The sequence below is a fragment of the Pediococcus claussenii ATCC BAA-344 genome (genome assembly GCF_000237995.1).
Classification (GTDB): Bacteria; Bacillota; Bacilli; order Lactobacillales; family Lactobacillaceae; genus Pediococcus; species Pediococcus claussenii.
Genome location: NC_016605.1, coordinates 695949 through 717451 on the forward strand (window position 1 = coordinate 695949; position 21503 = coordinate 717451).

The 21503-nt window shown below is 36.2% G+C and carries 19 protein-coding genes, 1 other RNA gene and 2 other annotated features; of the genes, 15 read left to right on the top strand and 5 right to left on the bottom strand.

Annotated features, from left to right (window positions below; genetic code table 11):
• The first annotated feature begins 124 nt into the window (after positions 1 to 124).
• The gene (locus PECL_RS03265) at positions 125 to 1180 is read left to right on the top strand and encodes a D-alanine--D-alanine ligase family protein (RefSeq protein ID WP_014215173.1); all 1056 of its coding nucleotides are present in this window, start codon (positions 125 to 127) and stop codon (positions 1178 to 1180) included.
• A 130-nt stretch (positions 1181 to 1310) separates the two neighbouring features.
• Positions 1311 to 1865 (top strand): DNA-3-methyladenine glycosylase I, encoded by a 555-nt coding sequence (locus PECL_RS03270; protein ID WP_014215174.1) that lies wholly within the window; start codon positions 1311 to 1313, stop codon positions 1863 to 1865.
• 161 nt (positions 1866 to 2026) lie between these two features.
• Here PECL_RS03270 and PECL_RS03275 read toward each other — a convergent pair whose 3' ends face one another.
• The 5 genes from PECL_RS03275 to PECL_RS03295 all read right to left on the bottom strand — a co-directional run bounded on the left by PECL_RS03275 (position 2027) and on the right by PECL_RS03295 (position 5765).
• The gene (locus tag PECL_RS03275) at positions 2027 to 2485 is read right to left on the bottom strand and encodes a universal stress protein (RefSeq protein WP_014215175.1); all 459 of its coding nucleotides are present in this window, start codon (positions 2483 to 2485) and stop codon (positions 2027 to 2029) included.
• A 390-nt stretch (positions 2486 to 2875) separates the two neighbouring features.
• Positions 2876 to 3057: non-coding RNA, 6S RNA (ssrS, locus tag PECL_RS09840), on the bottom strand.
• A gap of 46 nt (positions 3058 to 3103) precedes the next feature.
• Positions 3104 to 4378, bottom strand: coding sequence for a replication-associated recombination protein A (locus tag PECL_RS03285; protein ID WP_014215176.1), 1275 nt, complete (start codon positions 4376 to 4378; stop codon positions 3104 to 3106).
• A gap of 113 nt (positions 4379 to 4491) precedes the next feature.
• The gene (rpsD, locus tag PECL_RS03290; RefSeq protein WP_014215177.1) at positions 4492 to 5100 is read right to left on the bottom strand and encodes a 30S ribosomal protein S4; all 609 of its coding nucleotides are present in this window, start codon (positions 5098 to 5100) and stop codon (positions 4492 to 4494) included.
• A 194-nt stretch (positions 5101 to 5294) separates the two neighbouring features.
• Entirely contained in the window at positions 5295 to 5765 is a 471-nt protein-coding gene (locus PECL_RS03295) for a GAF domain-containing protein (protein ID WP_014215178.1), read from the bottom strand.
• A gap of 190 nt (positions 5766 to 5955) precedes the next feature.
• Here PECL_RS03295 and ezrA point away from each other — a divergent pair, with 190 nt between their 5' ends.
• The 13 genes from ezrA to cls all read left to right on the top strand — a co-directional run bounded on the left by ezrA (position 5956) and on the right by cls (position 21474).
• Positions 5956 to 7665: a septation ring formation regulator EzrA gene (gene ezrA / locus PECL_RS03300; protein ID WP_014215179.1), complete on the top strand. Its 1710-nt coding sequence runs from the start codon at positions 5956 to 5958 to the stop codon at positions 7663 to 7665.
• Positions 7666 to 7874: 209 nt separating this feature from the next.
• On the top strand, positions 7875 to 9029 hold the full coding sequence (locus tag PECL_RS03305) for a cysteine desulfurase family protein (RefSeq protein ID WP_014215180.1): 1155 nt from the start codon (positions 7875 to 7877) through the stop codon (positions 9027 to 9029).
• An 8-nt stretch (positions 9030 to 9037) separates the two neighbouring features.
• On the top strand, positions 9038 to 10255 hold the full coding sequence (gene thiI, locus PECL_RS03310) for a tRNA uracil 4-sulfurtransferase ThiI (RefSeq protein WP_014215181.1): 1218 nt from the start codon (positions 9038 to 9040) through the stop codon (positions 10253 to 10255).
• A 77-nt stretch (positions 10256 to 10332) separates the two neighbouring features.
• The gene (gene tpx, locus PECL_RS03315; RefSeq protein ID WP_014215182.1) at positions 10333 to 10830 is read left to right on the top strand and encodes a thiol peroxidase; all 498 of its coding nucleotides are present in this window, start codon (positions 10333 to 10335) and stop codon (positions 10828 to 10830) included.
• A 41-nt stretch (positions 10831 to 10871) separates the two neighbouring features.
• Positions 10872 to 11081: a binding site (T-box leader), on the top strand.
• Between the two features lie 48 nt (positions 11082 to 11129).
• Positions 11130 to 13796: a valine--tRNA ligase gene (locus PECL_RS03320; RefSeq protein WP_014215183.1), complete on the top strand. Its 2667-nt coding sequence runs from the start codon at positions 11130 to 11132 to the stop codon at positions 13794 to 13796.
• Positions 13797 to 14057: 261 nt separating this feature from the next.
• A complete protein-coding gene (locus PECL_RS03325) occupies positions 14058 to 15332 on the top strand; it encodes a bifunctional folylpolyglutamate synthase/dihydrofolate synthase (protein WP_014215184.1) in 1275 nt (424 codons plus the stop codon).
• Positions 15333 to 15368: 36 nt separating this feature from the next.
• On the top strand, positions 15369 to 16037 hold the full coding sequence (locus PECL_RS03330; protein WP_014215185.1) for a JAB domain-containing protein: 669 nt from the start codon (positions 15369 to 15371) through the stop codon (positions 16035 to 16037).
• Between the two features lie 83 nt (positions 16038 to 16120).
• Positions 16121 to 16966, top strand: a complete 846-nt coding sequence (mreC, locus tag PECL_RS03335; RefSeq protein ID WP_014215186.1) for a rod shape-determining protein MreC — start codon at positions 16121 to 16123, stop codon at positions 16964 to 16966.
• A gap of 10 nt (positions 16967 to 16976) precedes the next feature.
• Positions 16977 to 17522 carry a rod shape-determining protein MreD gene (gene mreD, locus PECL_RS03340; protein WP_014215187.1) on the top strand — a complete coding sequence of 182 codons (546 nt, stop codon included), beginning with the start codon at positions 16977 to 16979 and terminating at the stop codon, positions 17520 to 17522.
• Positions 17523 to 17557: 35 nt separating this feature from the next.
• Positions 17558 to 17785: a binding site (T-box leader), on the top strand.
• Positions 17786 to 17838: 53 nt separating this feature from the next.
• A complete protein-coding gene (locus PECL_RS03345; protein ID WP_014215188.1) occupies positions 17839 to 18489 on the top strand; it encodes an amino acid ABC transporter permease in 651 nt (216 codons plus the stop codon).
• An 11-nt stretch (positions 18490 to 18500) separates the two neighbouring features.
• Complete coding sequence (locus PECL_RS03350; RefSeq protein ID WP_014215189.1) at positions 18501 to 19154, top strand: amino acid ABC transporter ATP-binding protein; 654 nt, start codon at positions 18501 to 18503, stop codon at positions 19152 to 19154.
• Positions 19138 to 19959 (top strand): amino acid ABC transporter substrate-binding protein, encoded by an 822-nt coding sequence (locus PECL_RS03355; protein ID WP_014215190.1) that lies wholly within the window; start codon positions 19138 to 19140, stop codon positions 19957 to 19959. Before PECL_RS03350 ends, PECL_RS03355 begins: the two co-directional genes overlap by 17 nt.
• An 87-nt stretch (positions 19960 to 20046) precedes the next feature.
• A complete protein-coding gene (gene cls / locus PECL_RS03360; protein WP_014215191.1) occupies positions 20047 to 21474 on the top strand; it encodes a cardiolipin synthase in 1428 nt (475 codons plus the stop codon).
• Positions 21475 to 21503 lie beyond the last annotated feature (29 nt).

A 21503-nucleotide genomic window follows, 5' to 3' on the forward strand; every position in this document is an offset into this window, starting at 1 on the left:
TTCTTTTTATTAGAAAATGGAGCAGCAAAATTAAAAAATATGGTATACTTAAGATTCTAAAAACTTTTCTAACGATTGGCGGAGCAACTTAGGTTGTAATCGTTAGTATTATTGAGGTGAAGACATGAAGATTGCAGTACTAGCAGGTGGAAAGAGTACAGAAAGAAACGTTTCACTTTCATCAGGCTCAAAAATCACAAACGCCCTTCGTGCAAAGGGACATCAAGCTACAATGATTGATTTGTTTTTGGGTTACGAATTAGGTGAACAAGAAAGTATTGAAGATGTGTTTGAACACAGCAATACTACCACTGATTATGAAATCAGTGACGAAGTTTTGACAGATGCAGCTATTGAAAAGTTGCGGACAGATGGCACAGTTGGATTATTTGGCAAGAATGTGTTGGATATTGCAAGAGCTTCTGACATTGTGTTTCTAGCGTTACACGGTGGTGACGGCGAGAATGGTAAGATCCAAGCTGTATTAGATTTAAACAATATTCGTTATACCGGAAGTGGTACATTAGCAGCTGGAATGGCAATGGATAAGGCAATTTCAAAAGAAATCATGCTATTTAATGGTATTAAAACAGCTCGTTTTGCTATTATGAAGGCTGATGATGAAGAAGCACCTGAACTTGATTTTGGATATCCAATGGTTGTTAAACCAAATAGTGGTGGTTCAAGTGTCGGTGCGATGATTGTTCAAAATGATCAGGAATTTAAGAGCGCATTGCAAGAGGGATTCAAATTTGACGAAGAGTTAATCATTGAAGAATTTGTATCAGGACGTGAATTTTCACTTGGAGTTGTTAATGGATACGCTCTTCCTGCCATTGAAATTGTAGTTAACGATGGTTGGTATGATTATGAGCATAAGTTCCAAACCGGAAGTACAACTCAATTTATAACGCCACCAGATATTGATGACGATGTCCATAATGAGATGAAGCGTCTATCAGTTGCAACCATGGAGGCTCTTCAGATGGAGAATTATGGTCGAATTGACTTCTTGGTTAATGACAGTGGGGTATACGTTATTGAAGCAAATACGTTACCAGGAATGACGCCACTATCACTAATGCCTCAAGAGGCTGAAGCTGATGGCTTAAGTTATGAGGATTTATGTGATCAGATTGTCGCTGGTAAGATGAAGATTTATGAAGATCGTGCCAAATAATAATAATTGTTACTAAAAAAGAGGTAATTAATGTAAATTTACATTGATTACCTCTTTTTTATCACGGTATTTAACTACAATTTTTTAAGTTTTTTTGGAGTATTTAAACATAAAGAATGGAGGAATTTATATGAAGTGTAAATGGGCAGAAAAAAATCAATTGTTGTTAGAGTATCACGATCATGAGTGGGGACTACCAGTTTTTGATTCGAATCAGTTATTTAAAAATTTATCCTTACAAATTTTTCAATCAGGATTACAGTGGGAATTAATATTAAAAAAGAGAATTGAGATGGCGAGAGCATTGGGAGATTTTAATCCACAATTCTTAACGGGATTAAGTAATCAAGAAATAGAAAAATTATTAATCGATAGTAGAATTATACGAAATGAACGAAAATTCAGGGCAGTTATTAATAACGCTTTTGTCGTAAAGAGACTCTTAGCAGACGGGGTTTGTTTTTCAGACTATGTTTGGCACTTTGTGGATTTTGTTGTGTATGATATGGAGAGAAATGAAGCTAATAAAATGACGGAAACCAACCCGCTGGCAATTAGAATTGCGAATAAGATGAAGATAGACGGATTCGAATTTATTGGGTCTAAGAATGTTAGCTTTTTTTTGCAAGGATCAGGAATTGTGAATGCTCATTGGATTAATTGCAGTTGGAGAAATGGACACTGAATTGAGGAAAAACAGATTCTGACAATGTTAATTTTTATTGGGGAAGTTATGAAAGTTATTCATAAAAAAGAAAACTCAAGCAATGAAGAATACCATTACTCGAGTTCACATTGATATGTGTAGGGTCACATATATTTTTTATTAGTATTGGGTTTCATACGTTATTTGTTATCTAATCCAGTACGGACTACTAAGACATCACAAACCGCTGTACGGGTAACATATTCCGTTACGGAACCAATCAAAATACGTTCAACAGTATTTAAACCAGTCGCACCAATCATAATGAGATCCGTATGGAGATCCTTTGGAACATCATTAGCAATGACAACTTTTGGGGAACCATATTCGATAGAGTAGGCAACATTATCAAGGCCTTCTTCTTTAGCTTTTGCAATGTATTTATCCATTGTTTGTTTAGCAGTTTCAGTAACTTGTTCGACCATAGCAGTGTCAAAACTCGAAATGTTTTGAAAAGCACGTGTGTCAACGACATGAACCATGTGTAGCTCGGCTCCATCGTTACGTTTAGCTACGGCAACTGCTTTTTCAAAGGCTAACTCAGACTCTTGTGATCCATCAATTGGAACGAGAATGTGTTTATATTGTTGTATTGACATATTAATTCCCCCTAATTCTTTTAAGCTCATTGTACGTTAAATCTTATCGAAATAAAAGGAATACGCTAGAGAAACTTAGAAAGCATAACGAGTGAAGATGTCGTTATGAGAATGTTAATAATCATTGCACCCATTGTAATATAAACGTTTCCAAAGCATGCAAGAATAAGGCAAATACTTGCACCGACCATAATAAAAATACTTAAAGGAGATATCAGCGTTTGCAAAGGCTTGCTAGATGAAACTTTAAATAACATAAAATCCTTTTGACGGTGTTGGAACAAATAAAATCCAATATAAAACATAATAAGTGAAAAGAATGCAGCAAGCAAGAAAATTAACATCATGTCACTCCTTAAATATGTAAAATAAAAACCCCACAAAAGTGGGGCGAAAACTTTTAGTACCGGTGTTTATCGGTCATTATCTAACCCAAGTAAGCTTAGGTGGGTACGAATACACATACAGCATGTTTCCCAACGAAGGGCATACAATTCATATGCGATCCTCGTTCCCCTAATAGATGTTGTCGGAAGAATATGGATCCGATAAGTCGAATACCAAAGATTTCTAAAGCTATTTTACAATATATTATAAGCAATCTTCAAGTTTTTAATTTTAATTTTTACGTTGGGCATTTAAAAGACGCTCATATTGTTCACCAAAACGGGGTTCTATTTGACCATTTGATTTTGGTACATAATATTCAGCATTTTTCAGTTTGTCTGGTAGGTATTGCTGAGCAATCCAATCATTTGGAAAGTTATGAGGATATTGATAGTTAACGCCTCTTCCAAGTTTTGCAGCACCCTTGTAATGTGAGTCGCGAAGATGATCAGGGACATCCCCAATTTTTCCATTGTGAATATCGGCGAGAGCAGCATCAATTGCGGAAATCCCAGAGTTCGACTTGGGAGAAACTGTTAATTCGATTACAGCATCTGCCAATGGTATTCTGGCTTCTGGAAGTCCCAAGTGTTCTGCAGCAGTTACGGCAGCTACTGTACGCTGGCAAGCACTTGGATTGGCAAGACCAATGTCTTCGTAAGCAATTACTAAAAGACGTCTAATTACGCTCTGAAGATCGCCACTATCTAACAATCTGGCCATATAATGCAAGGCAGCATTGGTGTCACTTCCACGAATTGATTTTTGAAAGGCAGAGATGACATCGTAGTGTGCATCTCCATCCTTATCTTGAGTAATTGCTTTTTTTTGTAAACATTCTTCTGCAATTGGCAGTGTAATATTAATAATTCCGTTGTCATCGGGATCAGTGGACTGAGCAGCAAGCTCAAGCGCATTGAGTGAACTACGTAGGTCACCATTTGTTGAATTGCTTAAAAAAGTGAAAGCCTCTGGATAGACATGTAAATTCAGCTGTCCAAGTCCTTTTTCAGTATCAGTAACTGATCTTTTCAATGCAACTAATATGTCATCTGGTGAGAGTGGCTTCACTTCGAAGATTTGTGTTCTACTGCGAATGGCAGGGTTAATACTGATATATGGATTTTCAGTTGTAGCACCAATTAAGATGATGTGCCCATTTTCAAGATGCGGTAGGAGGAAATCCTGTTTAGTCTTATCGAGGCGGTGAATTTCATCTAATAATAAGATGACAGTTCCACTCATCTTGGCCTCTTCAGCAACTATTTGTAAATCTTTTTTTGAATCAGTTGCAGCGTTTAACATCCGAAATGCATATTTGGTTGAACCAGCAATTGCGCTGGCGATACTTGTTTTTCCTGTTCCAGGTGGTCCATATAAGATCATAGAAGATAATAATTTTGCCTTAACCATCCGACTAATTATTTTTCCAGGACCGATTAAGTTTTGCTGGCCTACGACTTCTTCAATTGTTGTGGGTCGCATTCGATATGCCAATGGCTGCATTTTTTAACTCCTAATTAGTGTGTATTTGTCTGTTAGTTAGATTATTATAGTGTAAAAAAATTTAAGAGTACAAAAAAACGGCTTTTCAGCCGTTTTGGAATTATGATGGGATACTATAGCTTGTTGTAGTATTCAACGATAAGTGATTCATCAATATCTGCTTCAAGTTCATCACGCTCTGGAAGACGTGTGAGGGAACCTTCAAGCTTATCTGCATCAAATGATACGAATTGAGGACGACCAACAACTGCTTCAACAGCTTCGCCAACAATTTTCAAGTCTTTTGATTTTTCACGAACTGAGACAACTTGGCCAATAGCAACTTCATAAGAAGGGATATCAACACGCTTGCCATCAACGGTAATGTGACCATGGTTTACCAATTGACGAGCTTGACGACGAGTAGTAGCCAAACCTAAACGGTAAACAACGTTATCCAAACGACGTTCAAGTAAAATCATGAAGTTTGTACCATGTAAACCTTCGCGAATCTTACCAGCGCGCTTGAAAAGATTTGAGAATTGACGTTCTGTCATTCCGTACATCATACGCAACTTTTGCTTTTCACGAAGTTGTTGTCCATATTCTGAAACCTTACGGCGGTTGTTTTGACCATGATCACCAGGTGCGTAAGGGCGACGAGCCAATTCTTTACCAGTACCAGTAAGTGAAATACCTAAACGACGTGAAACTTTCCAACTTGGACCAGTGTAACGAGACATAAATAGTTCCTCCAATAAATAATGTTTGTTGGAGTAAAATAATCAAATGTAGACTCTGTATTCGTGCAGGTAGTTTTGCAATGTTCACCCTGGCAGCCGCTGGGTTACTAATTAACCATAAATTGGCAACTATCTGTTGACGAGCTTACCGTCTACCGCTGCATTATTTTACACAATAACAAGTGTACCTCAGACTAAGCAACAGTGTCAATATGCTGAAGGAGAACATCTCTAAATCCAGTTAAAATTGTCTGGTCTTCTGTCGAGAAGCGATCTAGTGAAGGGGAGTCAATATCTAAAACGCCAATTGGTGACCCGTTTTTTCCAAATAGTGGTAGTACAATTTCTGAATTTGAGGCGCTATCACAAGCAATGTGTCCAGGAAATTCATGAACGTTTGCAACCCGAATGATTTTTTGCTCTTGAAGAGCTGTGCCACAAACACCGCTTCCATTTTTAATATGCATACAGGCCACATTTCCTTGAAATGGACCAAGAATTAGTTCGTTTTGAGCTGAATCAAATAGATAGAAACCAGCCCAATTGATGTTCTCGATAGTTGACTTTAAAAGTGCAGAAGCGTTCGAGAGGTTTGCTACAAGATTAGTTTCTTCAAAGAGCAAAGCGTCTAATTGCTGATTAATTATAGGATCGATTTTTGCCATATTGGAAAGTGCCTTCTTTCATTAAAAAAATTAAAAAACGTCTGTTTGTTATTGTATTTTCTTTCTTACAAAAAAACAATAATTGTTACTTAGGTAAGTATAGATTATAATATAGAGTAGACTAGATTATAATAATACGAAAAAAACACTTTACATAGTAGTAAGTATGAAATAGAAGGATGGGGTTTGTATGTTCAAAGTACTGATTGGAATTATCGTGGTTGCGGTTCTCATATATATTGGAATTGTGGCCTATCAACGATTCTTATTAAGAAAAATTACCGATTTACAAAATCGGCGAGCTAATATTGGTGAACTTCCAGTAAAGCAAAAGATTCAGGAAGTAGGCGATCTTAGTTTGTCAGGTTCTTCACAGGTGAACTTTAATAAGATTGAGTCTGATTATAGTGAATTGACAGACAAACGCTTGCCAGAAATTGATGACATTGCAGAGCATGCTAAACAAGATGTTAATGAAATGAAAATTTTTGAAGCACGTAAAGATACGACAGCAATGACGGATGCTCTGAACGCGATTGAAGCCGATAGTAACCGAATTGACGACCAACTTGAAAATTTCAAAAAAGTTGATCAAGAGCAACATGATTCAGTTAAAATTTTAAGATTAAAATATCAGGAATTTCGGAAGAGTTTATTAGCGCAAAACCTTACGTTAGGTCCAAGTATTGATATGTTAGAAGAGAATCTATCTAATCTAGATTCAGATTTTGATAATTTTAGTCAGACGGTTGATGATGGTGACCACGAAAAAGCTGATGGCCAACTTAAAATCTTACAAGAACGAACAAATAATTTAGAACAACAGATTAATGAAATCCCTCCTCTGTATGAGCGCTTAAAAACAACTTTTCCAGAACAGCTTGAAGAAATTCAGGGTGGATATGACCAATTAATTAATCATAATTATGCTTTTCCAGATGATAATGTCCGTAAAGAGATTCATGATTTAGATGCTAAGATTTCTGAAAATACCGAAACGTTAGCAAATTTGAGATTAGATGCTGTTCGGGACAATAACGAGAGCATTTCTAAGCGGATTGATGCCCTATATGATATTTTACAAAGGGAAATTGATGCTAGAAAAGATGTTGATAACAGTTTTCCAGTTATTAGTGAGTTCATGACACATGCTGAAAAACAAAATAAGGCGCTTTTGGCAGAGATTGAACGACTTGATCAAAGTTATGTTTTGGATAAAGAAGACTTAAACGAGTCTCAGTCACTGGGAGCACAGTTAGAAGCACTACGCACAGAACATGATCGTGATACCGAACAAATGACCAATCAACCAGTTATATATTCCGAAATATTAGAACGCTTGCGAACCGAAAATGAGCAACTTAAAAATATTGAAGATAAGCAGGCTGAATTGGATGGCAAGTTCCAGTCAATTATAAATAGCGAAAAAGCAGCACGACAACGGCTGGCACAGTACGACACCGAGATTCATAATATTAAGCGTCATGTTGAGAACCTTAACTTGCCTGGGGTTTCAGACGAGTACATGGATTACTTCTTCGTTGTTAGTGATGAGATTGAACGTGTTGGTAATAACATGAATCAGGTTCGGATTAATATCGACATGATTTTGAGAGAGCTTGATATGGTTAATACTGATTTACAGACTTTAACCAAGAAAACTACCGACTTAACTGATAATGCTGCGCTAAGCGAGTTGGCATTTCAATACGCCAATCGTTACCGAAACAATAATGAGGACGTTGATCTGGCTAGTCGTCGAGCTCAAAAGCTTTTTGATTCAGATTATCAGTATGAGCAAAGTTTCCAGACCATTTCTTCAGTTTTAGATAAAGTTGAGCCTGGATCGGTTGAAAATATTACCGAAAACTACTATCAACAAAAAACTACTGAATATTAAAATAAAAAGTTTAGGAACTTAAAGTGTATCTTTCCTAAACTTTTTATTTTGGATTATTGCTGTGAGTGATGGATACTACTATACTTAATTGGTTTTGTTAAACTAGTTAAAAAAGCAGAGATACTTTGTTTTCGTAAGTTTGTCGATTCTGCTATAATCAAAAAGTATTTTGGAGTCGAACCCGAAATTAAAAAGGGGAAGGGAAAGTAATGATTTATTTTGATAACAGTGCAACAACAAAAGTTGACCCAGATGTTCTAACTACCTATCAAAAAGTGAGTCAGCAGGTATGGGGGAATCCCTCAAGTTTACATCAAATGGGAGAAACTGCCTTTAATCTATTGGAACAGTCACGTAAACAAATAGCCAGTTTGTTAGACGTCCATCCTAACGAGATCTTCTTTACCAGTGGTGGTACAGAAGGTGATAATTGGGTTTTAAAAGGAACTGCAATTGAAAAAAGAACGTTTGGAAAGCATTTGATTACAACGGCGGTAGAACATCCAGCCATAAAGAATAGTATGGAGCAATTAGAACAACTAGGTTTTGATATTACTTACTTGCCAGTTGATAATGAAGGGCGTATCTCGATTAATGATTTAAAAAAGGCTTTACGAAGTGATACTATTCTGGTTTCAGTAATGGCAGTTAATAATGAAATTGGAACGATTCAGCCTTTGATGGAAGTTGCTGAAGTTTTGAAGGATTATCCTAAAGTACATTTTCATATTGATGCAGTTCAAGGAATTGGAAAAGGAATTCAACCAATGATTATGAACGAAAGAGTGGATTTTGTTACCTTTTCTGGTCATAAATTTCATGCACCACGTGGAATTGGATTTATATATGCACGACAGGGAAGAAGATTAGCACCATTGATGACTGGTGGAGGCCAAGAAAAAAATCAACGGAGCGGTACTGAAAATTTACCAGCAATTGCGGGAATGTCACGTGCTCTTCGTGTCCTTCTTGAAAACGAAGATGAAAAAGTAGCAAAACAACGAGAAATTAAAAATTTGATCTATCAACATGTTAGCAAATTTGAAAAAGTTGTTATGTTTTCTAAAATGCAAAATAATTTTGCACCACATATCCTGTGTTTTGCAATTAAGGGTGTGCGGGGAGAAACAGTTGTCCATGCATTTGAACAGCATGATATTTTTATTTCAACAACTAGTGCTTGCTCGTCAAAAAAACAACAAGCGTCTAGTACACTCACTGCAATGAAGGTCGATACGAGTGTTTCAACCAGTGCAATTAGGGTTAGTTTGGATAGTGCCAATACAATTGAAGAAGCAGAAGAGTTTAATCGAGTTTTTGATGAGTTGTATAAAGATTTTTCAAAAATTAATTCAAGAAGTTAGGGGATAATATGGAATACACTGAAATAATGGTCCGATATGGTGAGCTATCTACCAAGGGAAAGAATCGTCAAGAATTTATTGCAAGGTTAGGCGGTAATATTCGAAAGGCACTACATGATTTTCCAGAGGTGGTTGTGCATCCAAACCGTGATAGAACACACGTTACATTGAATGGCGCTAATAGTACGGAAGTTATTGATAGACTTAAGAAGGTTTTTGGTATTCAAAACTTTTCGCCGATGTTAAAAGTTGAAAAGACATATGAGGCCGTTCAACAGGGTGCAATTTCAATGCTAAAGGAGCAACTTGAGCCAGGAATGACTTTTAAAATTAACACACGCCGTCAAGATAAGGGCTTTGAGATGAACACCGATATGATGAATCGTGAACTGGGTGGTTTTGTGTTGGAACAATTTCCAGAAAGCAAGGTTCAGGTTAAAAATCCTGATATTATTTTCAGAGTAGAGATTCGCACAAATGGTATTTTCTTAACGAGTGAAATCATCCAAGGCGCTGGTGGCTTACCAGTTGGAACAGCCGGTAAGGGTATGATGATGCTTTCTGGGGGCATTGATTCTCCAGTTGCTGGTTATTTAGGAATGAAGCGTGGGGTTGAGATGGAAATGGTTCACTTCTTCAGTCCTCCATACACCAGTGAACAGGCACTAGCTAAGGCAAAGGAGCTTTCTGGAAAACTTGCTGCTTATTCTGGCAATGTGCAATTTATTCAAGTTCCTTTTACCGAAATTCAAGAAACGATTAAAGAGAATATCCCTGAAGGGTATTTAATGACCATTCAACGCAGAATGATGTTGAGATTGTCAGTTGCACTCGCTGAGTCAAGAGGAGGAATGGCAATTTTTAATGGTGAATCTTTAGGGCAAGTAGCATCACAAACCATGGAAAGCATGCTGGCAATTAATGATGTAACAACAATGCCAATTATTCGTCCAGTTGTGTCGATGGATAAAACGGAAATTATTGAGATTGCAAAAGATATTGATACGTATGATTTATCAATTATGCCATTTGAAGATTGCTGTACAATCTTTGCGCCACCTGCACCTAAGACTCGCCCAGATCTGGAGCGAACACGTTATTATGAGCGAAGAATTGATGTTGAGGGGCTCATGAAACGTTCACTAGAAGGTATCAAGATTAGTAACGTTCGTGCCGGAGAAACCTTTATGAACGAAAATGAAGATGTTTTTGCAGAATTGTTGTAAAAATACGATTGAAACAATTGCATTTTGCTTAGTTTTCGATTAAAGTTACACTAATCATGAATAAAGGAGTGGTCAGTGTGGAAGTTTTACGTGGTGGCGAAAAAGTTGAATTAGCAGGTAATCCTCCTGAAGTTGGACAGGTAATTCCTAAGTTTAAGTTATTTACAGATGACGGGCAGAAAGTTAAGACCCGTGATTTATTAGGAAAGGTTACTTTGATTAGCGTTGTTCCAGATTTGAATACACCAGTTTGTAGCATTCAAACAAAAACGTTTAATCAACAAGCTGATAAATACCCAACGGTTAAATTTATTACGGTTTCTAATAATTTACCAGAAGACCAAAAGGATTGGTGTGCCGCTGAAGGCGTTAAAAATCTAGAAGTACTCTCCGACCATGAGTTATCATTTGGTTATGAAACTGGTCTTTATATTCCCAATGCAGGATATCTAGCACGTTCAATTTTCATTTTGAATGAAGACGGTAAAATTATTTATCGCCAGATTGTTCCTGAAATCCATGATGAACCTGACTATGCAGAGGCTTTAGAAGTGTTAGATAATATAATTGCGTAATTAATTGTATTGACGAATCAACAATTTTTAATTACACTCTTAATTGAGCATTGATGAAGAAGTGTTAAGCACGGTTAAAGAGACGAAACAACTGGTGAAAGTTTCGATGTGCCTAACTAGTAGCTTCGGAGCTACTTTTCTGAACGTATTTTCAGTAGGAAGAGTCGAACTAAAAAGTTCGTTATCAATTTATTAAAGAGGGGTACATTGTGCCCAATTTAGGTGGTACCGCGAAGCATTTCGTCCTATTTTTATAGGCGAAGTGCTTTTTTTACTACCAAAAAGGAGTAGGAAGTCAAATGGATAATAAAGAAGTAGACATACCAACTAAGTACGATCCTAAGAGTGTTGAAGCTGGTCGTTATCAACAATGGCTCGACCAGGGTTTATTTAAACCCAGTGGTGATAAAGAAGCAAAACCATATTCGATAGTAATTCCGCCACCAAACGTTACTGGTAAATTGCATTTAGGGCATGCTTGGGATACTACGCTACAAGATATTTTAATTCGACAAAAGAGAATGCAAGGATTTGATACACTTTGGTTACCAGGAATGGACCATGCCGGAATTGCTACTCAGGCAAAAGTTGAGGCAAAGTTACGTGAAGAAGGTATTACAAGATACGATCTTGGACGTGAGAATTTCATAAAAGAAGTTTGGAAATGGAAAGACGAATATGCTGATACAATTCACCAACAATGGGCAAAAATGGGATTGTCATTAGATTATGCTCGTGAACGTTTCACCCTAGATGAGGGCCTTTCAAAAGCTGTTCGTAAAGTGTTTGTTACACTTTACCAAAAAGGCCTGATTTATCGTGGTGAGTATATTATTAACTGGGATCCACAAGCTCGGACTGCTTTATCTGATATTGAAGTTGAACATCAGGATGACGAAGGTGCATTTTATCACGTGAAATATTATTTCGCTGATTCCGACGTAACCTTTAATGGAAAAAAATACATTGAAATCGCTACTACCAGACCAGAAACAATGTTTGGAGATGTGGCGGTAGCCGTTAATCCGAGTGACGAACGTTACAAAGAATTAGTAGGCAAAGAAGTTGTTTTGCCTTTACAGGGACGTCATTTGCCAATTATTGCTGATCAATATGTTGATCCTGAGTTTGGTACCGGGATGGTAAAAATTACACCAGCTCATGATCCTAATGATTTCTTAGTTGGAAATAGGCATAATTTGGAACGAATTAACACCATGAATGATGATGCTTCAATGAATGCTAACGCAGGAAAATATGAAGGAATGGATCGATTTGAAGCGCGCAAAGCAATGGTTAAAGATCTCGAAGATCAAGACTTTATGTTGAACATTGAACCAATTGTACACAGTGTTGGGCATTCCGAACGAACTGGGGTACAAGTTGAATCACGACTATCAACCCAATGGTTTGTTAAAATGGATGAATTATCTAAATTAGCTTTAGATAATCAAAAGACCGATAACAAAGTTAATTTTGTACCAGAACGATTTAATCATACTTTTGACCAATGGATGGAAAATGCGCATGATTGGGTTATTTCTCGACAACTCTGGTGGGGACATCAAATTCCAGCATGGTACAACAAGCAAACCGGTGAAACTTTTGTTGGAGAGTCTGCGCCTGAAGATATCGAAAATTGGGAACAGGATCCAGACGTATTGGATACGTGGTTCTCAAGCGCACTATGGCCATTTTCAACAATGGGATGGCCCGATGAAGAAGCTGCTGATTATAAACGATATTTTCCAACTAGTGTTTTAGTAACCGGGTATGATATCATCTTCTTCTGGGTTTCAAGAATGATTTTTCAAAGTTTGGAATTTACTGGACAGAGACCGTTTAAAGATGTTTTAATGCATGGATTAATTCGTGCCGAAGATGGTCGAAAGATGAGTAAATCACTTGGAAACGGTATTGATCCAATGGATGTAATCGATAAGTACGGGGCAGATGCACTACGTTGGTTCCTTTCAAATGGATCAACTGCAGGACAAGACGTTCGTTTTAGCTACACTAAGATGGATGCTGCTTGGAATTTTATTAATAAAATTTGGAATGCAAGTCGGTATGTAATCATGAACCTTGGTGGACTAGAGAAACCAGTTTTGCCGGCTACTGAAGATCGAAATTTATCCGATCGATGGATTTTAGATAGATTAAATGAAACAGTTAAGCAGGTAACAAACTTATTTGATACTTATGATTTTGGTGAAGCTGGGCGTGCTTTATATTCATTTATTTGGGATGATTTCTGCGACTGGTACATTGAAATGAGTAAAGAAGTTTTAAACGGTGATGATGAAGCCGCTAAAGCCAATACTCAAAACATTTTAGCATACGTTTTGGATCAGACACTTCGCTTATTGCACCCCATTATGCCTTTTGTAACTGAAAAGATTTGGCTGTCCATGCCACATGATGGTCAATCATTAGTTACAGCAGCTTATCCGGAAGCTAAAGATGATTTGGTTGACCCGAAAGCTAGGGAAGATATGGCGAGTTTAATTGAGTTAATAAAGGCCGTTCGCAATATTCGATCTGAGGCAAACGCCCCAATGTCAAGCTCGGTTGATTTATTGATTAAAACCGATGACAAACATCTGATTGATATCTTTAACGAAAATAGGGAATATATTGATCGTTTCTGTCATCCAGCGCAATTTGAAATAGGAGCTAATATAGATGTTCCGGAATTATCAATGTCATCGGTTATAACTGACGCAGAAGTATATATTCCATTGGCTGAGTTGGTTAACTTGGATGAAGAAGCGGCTCGTCTTAAAAAAGAAGTTATTAAATACCAGAATGAAGTTAATAGAGTTGAAAAGAAGCTTTCTAATGAACGATTTGTTGATAATGCACCAGATGATGTTGTGGAAGCAGAACGTGCTAAGAAAATTGACTATCAATCTAAATTAGAAGCTACTGAGGATCGCTTAAAGGTTATTCGAGGTATTAAATAGGCTGTAAGCATAGTATATCCATGATGACGTGTAATAATAAAAGCTTTCAAAACCTTAGAAAGTAGTATAAATGAACAATACAAAATAGTCTTGAACACTTTAATGAAACACGACTTAATTTTAAAGGGAATTTTGAAATCCGTTTGAAAGAGTGAGGTATCATTAATTAGTGTAAGAGGCTATTTTTATTTAAAATAATTATCTATGAATTTTTAATGTTTTTATGAATTTTGAAAACTAATAAATTGGAGGGTTGAATATATGGAATATGAGAGTGCTTTGAAATTTATTCACGGTCGACCTAGACTTAGAAAAGATCCAACGTTAAATAGGATGAAAATGTTATTAGAGCGATTGGATAATCCGCAGCAAAATTTGCATATTGTACATGTTGCGGGAACAAATGGTAAAGGATCGACTGTAGCCTTCTTAAGACAGATGATTATCAGAAGTGGTCATAAAGTTGGGTCCTTTACATCGCCTTTTATTACCAAATTCAACGAACGTATTTCGGTTAATGGTGAAATGATTCCGGATAAAGAAGTGATCAAGCTTGTCGAAGCTGTCAAACCGGTTATTGAGCAAATGGACATGGAACAGAATTCTCCATTGGAGTTTGAGACTATTACTGCCATGATGTTTCTATATTTTGCAAAGAACCCAGTTGATGTTGTAATTGTTGAAGTTGGTATTGGTGGGCTGTACGATTCCACAAACGTGGTTAAACCTCTTATATCTGTAATCACCAACATTGGATTTGACCACATGGAAATGTTAGGGGATACGCTGAGTAAAATTGCATTTCAAAAAGCTGGTATCATTAAGAAAAATGCACCAGTTGTATCAGGTGTTCTCGAACCGGAAGCTTTTAAAGTCATTGAACAAATAGCAAAGAAAAAGAAAGTAAAATTGTTGCAAATAAATCGCGATTTTAGATTGGATCATCACTCAATGGAGTTTAGTGATATTGATATTAGAGTTGCAAACATTCAGCTCGGATTACAGGGTGATTTTCAGTTTTATAACGCTGCAATTGCAATTGAAACATTTGAAGAAGTAACAAAAATTTTGAAATGGAATTGGAATCATTCAAGTATTTTGCAGGCCCTTGAGGAAACTAAATGGCCTGGAAGATTGGAAACCGTCAGAGATAAACCTCTAATTATTTTGGATGGAGCCCACAATTTACCTGGAATTCAGGCTTTAGTACGAACGGCTAAGAGGCAATATGCAGGACACAAAATTCATTTTTTAGTTTCAATTTTAAAAGATAAATTGTTTAATCAGATGATATCGGAACTCGAGACGGTCCCAAACTCTGAAATTATTTTAACAACTTTCCAACAACCTAATCATCGAGCTACAGTTGGAATAGAGTCTTTGGGTCAAAAATTAACGCAAAATATAACATATAATGAGGACTGGAAAAGAGCTCTTGTTGAAATTATAAAAGGTGTAAGGGAACAAGACGTGATTGTAGTAACTGGTTCTTTATATTTTATTTCAGAAGTTCGCCAGAATATGAAAAACTTTTAGGAAAAAATGCGAATAGTTATATTGAGGTGATATTTTGTGGATAAAATAATTATGGAACAATCGTTAAAGAAACAAATCGATATCGGATCTGAAGGATTGTCTAATGAAGAATTACTGCGGATTTTTGTGACTGCTGTCACTCCCGATATAGCTGTAGCAGGTACTTTGAAAAGCTTTTGGAAGCGGGTTGGTGATATTGGATTTTATCGCTTGTTGAACAATACGGAGCAAATGAAGGTTTTTGGTGAAGACTTGTCTTTAGCTCGTGCTCTGTCGTGTGGAATTGAATTAGGACGGAGAATCCAAAAAAGTCCGATAACAACGATTGGAACGGCCTTTGGGAGCCGACATTTGGCGCAACAAATGATTAACCGGTTTCAAAAAAAGAATCAAGAAGAGTTGTATTTATTGTGCTTAGATACTAAAAATAAAATCAAGTGGGAAAAAATGATTTTTAAAGGCGGGCTTAATTCAGCATCTGTTCATCCTAGAGAAATTATGACGGAGGCATTTAGGGTTAGTGCAAACTCAATAATCCTGGTACATAACCATCCAAGTGGGAGTGAGAAACCTTCAGGGAACGATATTGAATTTACCAAGCGGATGAAGCAAGTTGGAAAATTGATGGGTATAGAGTTGCTAGACCACTTGATTGTTGGAGATACAAAATACTGGAGTGCTGCCGAAAGTAAAATATTAGGATGATTTTAAACTTTTTTAAGCTGAGGTACTCTATTTCCCTGTGTTATAATTAATCTCTACGTAGGAATTTTTAATGGGGGGTTATCATGCAAAAGTTTTTTTCAAATCGAAAATTAGTTATTACCGTAGTTTGTCTAATTATTGCTGGTGGATTAATGGCCGCTTCTTTAATGATTCGGCAAAAGGAATCGACCCCCGCGCCACAGAAAGCTGGGAATGATTTTTTTGGTGTTATTAACCGAGTAATTGCTTATCCAATTGAGGGTGCAAAAGGTGTAACACACGGTGTTAAAGACTTTATGTTGACGTACGAGGAGAACCAAAAGCTACGTAAAAACATCGATGATTTAGACCAAACTCATGCCCAAAATGAGGCACTTAAAGATGAAAACAAACAATTAAAATCATTAGTTGGCTTGAAGAATAGCATGACAGACTATCGTTTGACACCGGCCGTTGTTTTAACGAGAACTCCAAGTTCTTGGCAAGATATTATCACAATTGGTAAAGGAACCCTTAACGGGGTTAAGAAAAATCAATCTGTATTAGCTGGAAATGGACTAGTTGGAAGAGTAATTGAAGCCAACTATACTACAAGTAAGGTTGAACTGATTAGTGATAACAATGATTCTGCGAACCGTTTTGCGATTCAGGTTAATAGCACGGACGGTGAAAACGTAAATGGAATCATCACGGGATATAACAAAGAAAAGAATCAGATTATTATGGGCCAAGTAACAACTAAGAAAAAAGTAGCAGTCGGAGAACGAGTTATTACGTCTGGACTTGGTGGTGTAACACCTAAAGGCCTGTATGTGGGTAAGGTAGCCAAGGTTACTAAGGATGATTACGGACTCGCCTCAGAGATTATGATTAAACCGGCAACGGATATGAATGACATTAATGATGTTGTCGTTGCTCAGTTAAAGTAGGTGCATTAGAATGTTGCAATCAGCAAAGCTAAAATATATTTACCCAATTGGTTTATTTATTGCTTTTTTCTTAGATGGAATTATCGAACAGCTTTTTTCAAGGCAGCTTTTTCAGTATCCGTATTCAATGGTTAGTAATTTAACGATTATTTGGATGGTTTTATCAATTTTTTTTGAGGGTGAATCTCACATTCATTTTGTTATGTGGGCCTTTATTATCGGATTAGCATTTGATTGGTATTACACCGGAATTTTTGGAGTTAACGTTTTTATATATCCGTTAACTGTTATTTTAGTTAGGGGAATTGAGCCCTTTCTGAAACACCGTTTTTTAGAAATATTTTTTGTGACTAGTCTAGCAGTTGGATTGAGCAATGCACTCTTTTATGTTGTTTTTCAAGCTTTTCATTTTGCTAATGTGTCAACGGCCTTTTTTATAGGGTATGCTTTCATTCCAACTATTATTTTGAATCTATCATTTCTAGTGATTATTTATTATCCTGTTAAGATACTTTTTAGAAAAACAAGAGGTACAAACTCAAGAATATTTAAATAATGCTTGACCATCAATAATTTTGAGAGTATATTTTGGAATTAACAAAGAACAGAAGAGTAGCGTGTCAATTTTTAAGCGAGTTGTGAAGAGTGTGAGCACAATAAATTAAACATGGCGAACCACATCTGCGAGTTGAGAGATTGAACTAATAGTAGGTCTTTCCGGTAATCCCGTTATCATTGGAGTTAATTATTAACTTCCTGAGGTTGTGCATGTGAGTGTATGACGAACTGGGGTGGAATCGCGATTTTGTCGTCCTCTTAGATAAATTTTATTTATCTAAGAGGACTTTTTTTGTTGAAAAGGGGAGGATTAAATGTTTAATCTAAAGTATATTTCAGAAATATTACCATCTTTATTGGGCGGTGCAGGTGTCACCTTACAAATATTTATCTGGACAATTATTGGCTCATTAATTTTAGGTGCAATTTTAGCGTTAGGTTTAATTTCAAAGATAAGAGCATTAAGAACACTGATTTCAGGTTATGTTTGGTTAATGAGAGGGACTCCACTGTTATTGCAATTAATTTTTATTTTTTACGGATTACCAACCATTAACATTGTATTTCCACGATACGAAGCAGCTTTAGTTGCTTTTATACTTAACTATGCAGCTTATTTTGCCGAAATATTTCGTGGTGGTTTACAATCAATCGATCCTGGACAATACGAGGCTGGAAAGGTTTTACAACTTTCTTATGGGCAAATTACTCGTCGGGTTGTTATGCCACAGGTTGCTAAAATTGTATTACCTTCAATTGGAAATGAAGTTATTAATTTGATAAAAGATTCTTCATTGGTATATGTAATTGGAATTGGCGACTTGCTTAGGGCAGGAAATGTTGCTTCAGCTCGTGATGTTACCCTTGTCCCACTTGTATTAGTTGGAATAATTTATTTATTGTTAACAGGAATCTGTACATGGATGCTTCGAAGAGTTGAAAAACACTATTCGTATTTTAGATAGGAGTGACTAGAATGTTAGAATTGAAAAATGTTACTAAGCGATATGACGGTGTTGCAGTCGTTGATCATCTAAATTTATCAATTGAGGATAAAACAATTTTAACCATTGTTGGTCCGTCGGGAGCGGGTAAAACAACTCTATTGCGTTGTATTAGTGGCCTAGAGAAAATTGATGAGGGACAATTTATTTTAAATGGTAAACCGTTTGATCCTTATACAAATAGAAATCTTGAAGGAACGATTGGTGTGGTGTTCCAAGACTTTCAGTTGTTTCCTAATTTGAGTGTTTTAGAAAATATCACTTTGGCGCCGATTAACGTATTAAAGAAAAGTAGTAAAAATGCCCAAAAAGGCGTTATGCCAATAATTAAACAATTAAAACTTGAAGAATATGTCGATCGTTATCCATATCAACTATCTGGTGGACAGAAACAACGAGTAGCAATTGCAAGAGCTTTGGCTATGAAACCTCAAATTCTCTGTTATGATGAACCAACCTCTGCGTTAGATCCGGAGTTGAGAGACGAGGTCAAGAATATCATTCTAGATTTAAAAAAAGAGAATATTACGCAAATTGTAATTACACATGATATTGTGTTCGCAGACCAAATTGCAGACCACAAATTAGAGGTAAAGCCGGTGAAATTCAATGAAAGGTCTAAATAAATTATTAGTTTTTGTGATATTTTTATCAATCTTTGCTTTATCTGGATGTAGTATTGTTCGTGTTAAGAATTCTAAAACGGATAGTTGGCAAAGAATTGAGAAAACTAAAAAGGTTGTAATTGGAATTGATGATAGTTTTGTACCAATGGATTTTCGCCAAAAAGATGGTAAGCTGGTTGGATATGACGTAGATTTGGCAAAGGCAGTTTTTAAACAATATGGTATTAAACCTGATTTTCAAACTATTGATTGGACGATGAACGTGACGGAATTAAGAAATCAAACAATTGATTTAATTTGGAACGGATTTACTATCACACCAGAGCGCGCTAAGGTTGTCAGATTTAGTGAACCCTATCTTAGAAACGATCAGGTTCTAGTGACAAAAACGGATAAAAATATAAAAAGCGTTGCAGATATGAACGATGAAACTCTTGGGGCGCAAAGCGGTTCGTCTGGTGTTCAGGATTTAGATCAAAGGCCTAAAATATTAAAGGATAGAATTAAAAATAAACAACCCATTTTGTATGATTCATTTAATAACGCTTTTATTGATTTGAATGCTAACCGAATTCAAGGACTATTAATCGATAGTATTTACGCTAAATATTATATCGCACACCAGTCTGATCCCAGATCCTATAGGATTATTTCTAGTGGAATGCCTTCTGAACAATTTGCCGTCGGAATGAGGAAGCAAGATAAAGAGGTTCAACGGAAGATAAATCAAGGTCTGAATCGCTTAAGAAAAAATGGTGAATTAAAGAAGATTAACCATAAATGGTTTGGAAAAAATAGTCAGTAGAGTTAATAAAGGGATTTAAGAAGCTGAGGGCACAAAAATAGTGTTTCCTTAGCTTTTTTTGATACACTGAATGTGAGGTGAAAGCTTATGTTAATCATAGAATCAGCTTTATATACAGTGAACTTTTTTATTGCTGTGATGGTTGCACTTTTTGAGAAAAGAGATATTTCAGCAGCTTGGGCATGGCTTCTAGTTATGACCCTTTTACCAGGAATAGGCATTATTCTGTACTTATTTCTTGGGAGAAAACTAAATAAACAACAAATTTTTAATTTAAAAACTCAAGAACAATTTGGAATAGTAGAAATGGCTAATTATCAAAAGAAAAGTCGTCATAATAGAATTAAATTAAAATATGAATTGCAAAATGAACTGGTTGAAATGTTTTTAAATAGCGATAACGCAATTTTAACTCAACAAAATGACATTACGATTTTTACTGATGGAATAAAAAAATTCAAACAATTATTTGAAGATTTACGTGGGGCTAAAAACCATATTAATCTTGAATACTTCACAATCTATGATGATGATTTAGGAACTCAATTACGAAAAATACTGATTGATAAAGCTAAAGAAGGTGTTAAAGTTCGCGTTCTTTATGATATTTTTGGTTCAAAGGGAAGTAAGCAAAGGTTCTTTAAAGAATTAATCGCACACGGTGGCGAAGTACAGCCATTCATGCAATCGAAGTGGCGTTATCTTAATTTTAGAATTAATTTTAGGAATCATAGAAAAATTGTGGTGATTGATGGAACTATTGGTTATATTGGTGGCTTTAACGTAGGAGACCAATATATTGGAAAAAATTCGCGTTTTGGATATTGGAGAGATACGCATTTAAGAATTTTGGGGTCATCAGTTTTACAACTGCAGAGTCGGTTTTTCATGGATTGGTTTGCCTCTGCAAAAACATCTTCAGTAGCTATTGGGTTGGAATATTTTCCGCAAAACGAACTTGATCAATCGGTTCCAATGCAAATTGTAAGCAGTGGACCGGAAAGCGATATTCAAAAAATTAAACAAGGTTACATAAAAATGATTATGGGTGCTCGGGAACATATTAGAATTGAGACACCATATTTTATCCCAGATGATGCATTAATGGAAACGCTACTGATTGCTTTAAAATCCGGCCTCAAAATTGACTTAGTAATACCCAATAAACCCGACCATCCGTTTGTTTACCGTGCTACGGAGTACTATGCTAGACAATTAATGGAAGCAGGTGCAAACGTCTATGCATATCAAAATGGTTTTATGCATGTAAAAGCCATTGTAGTTGATGATGTTGTGGTCAGTTTAGGATCTGCTAACTGGGATATTCGTTCATTTAAATTAAATTTTGAAGCTAATGCGTTCATTTACCACCAGAATACGGTGTTGGACATAAAAGAAACGATTAATAGAGACATTAAAAACTCACAAAAAATATCACCGGAATATTTTAATGCGCAATCAGTCTATACGAGGTTTAAACAATTAGCGAGTCGATTACTTTCACCGTTGTTATAGCTATTGAAAGCTGGACTTAGTTTAGATAT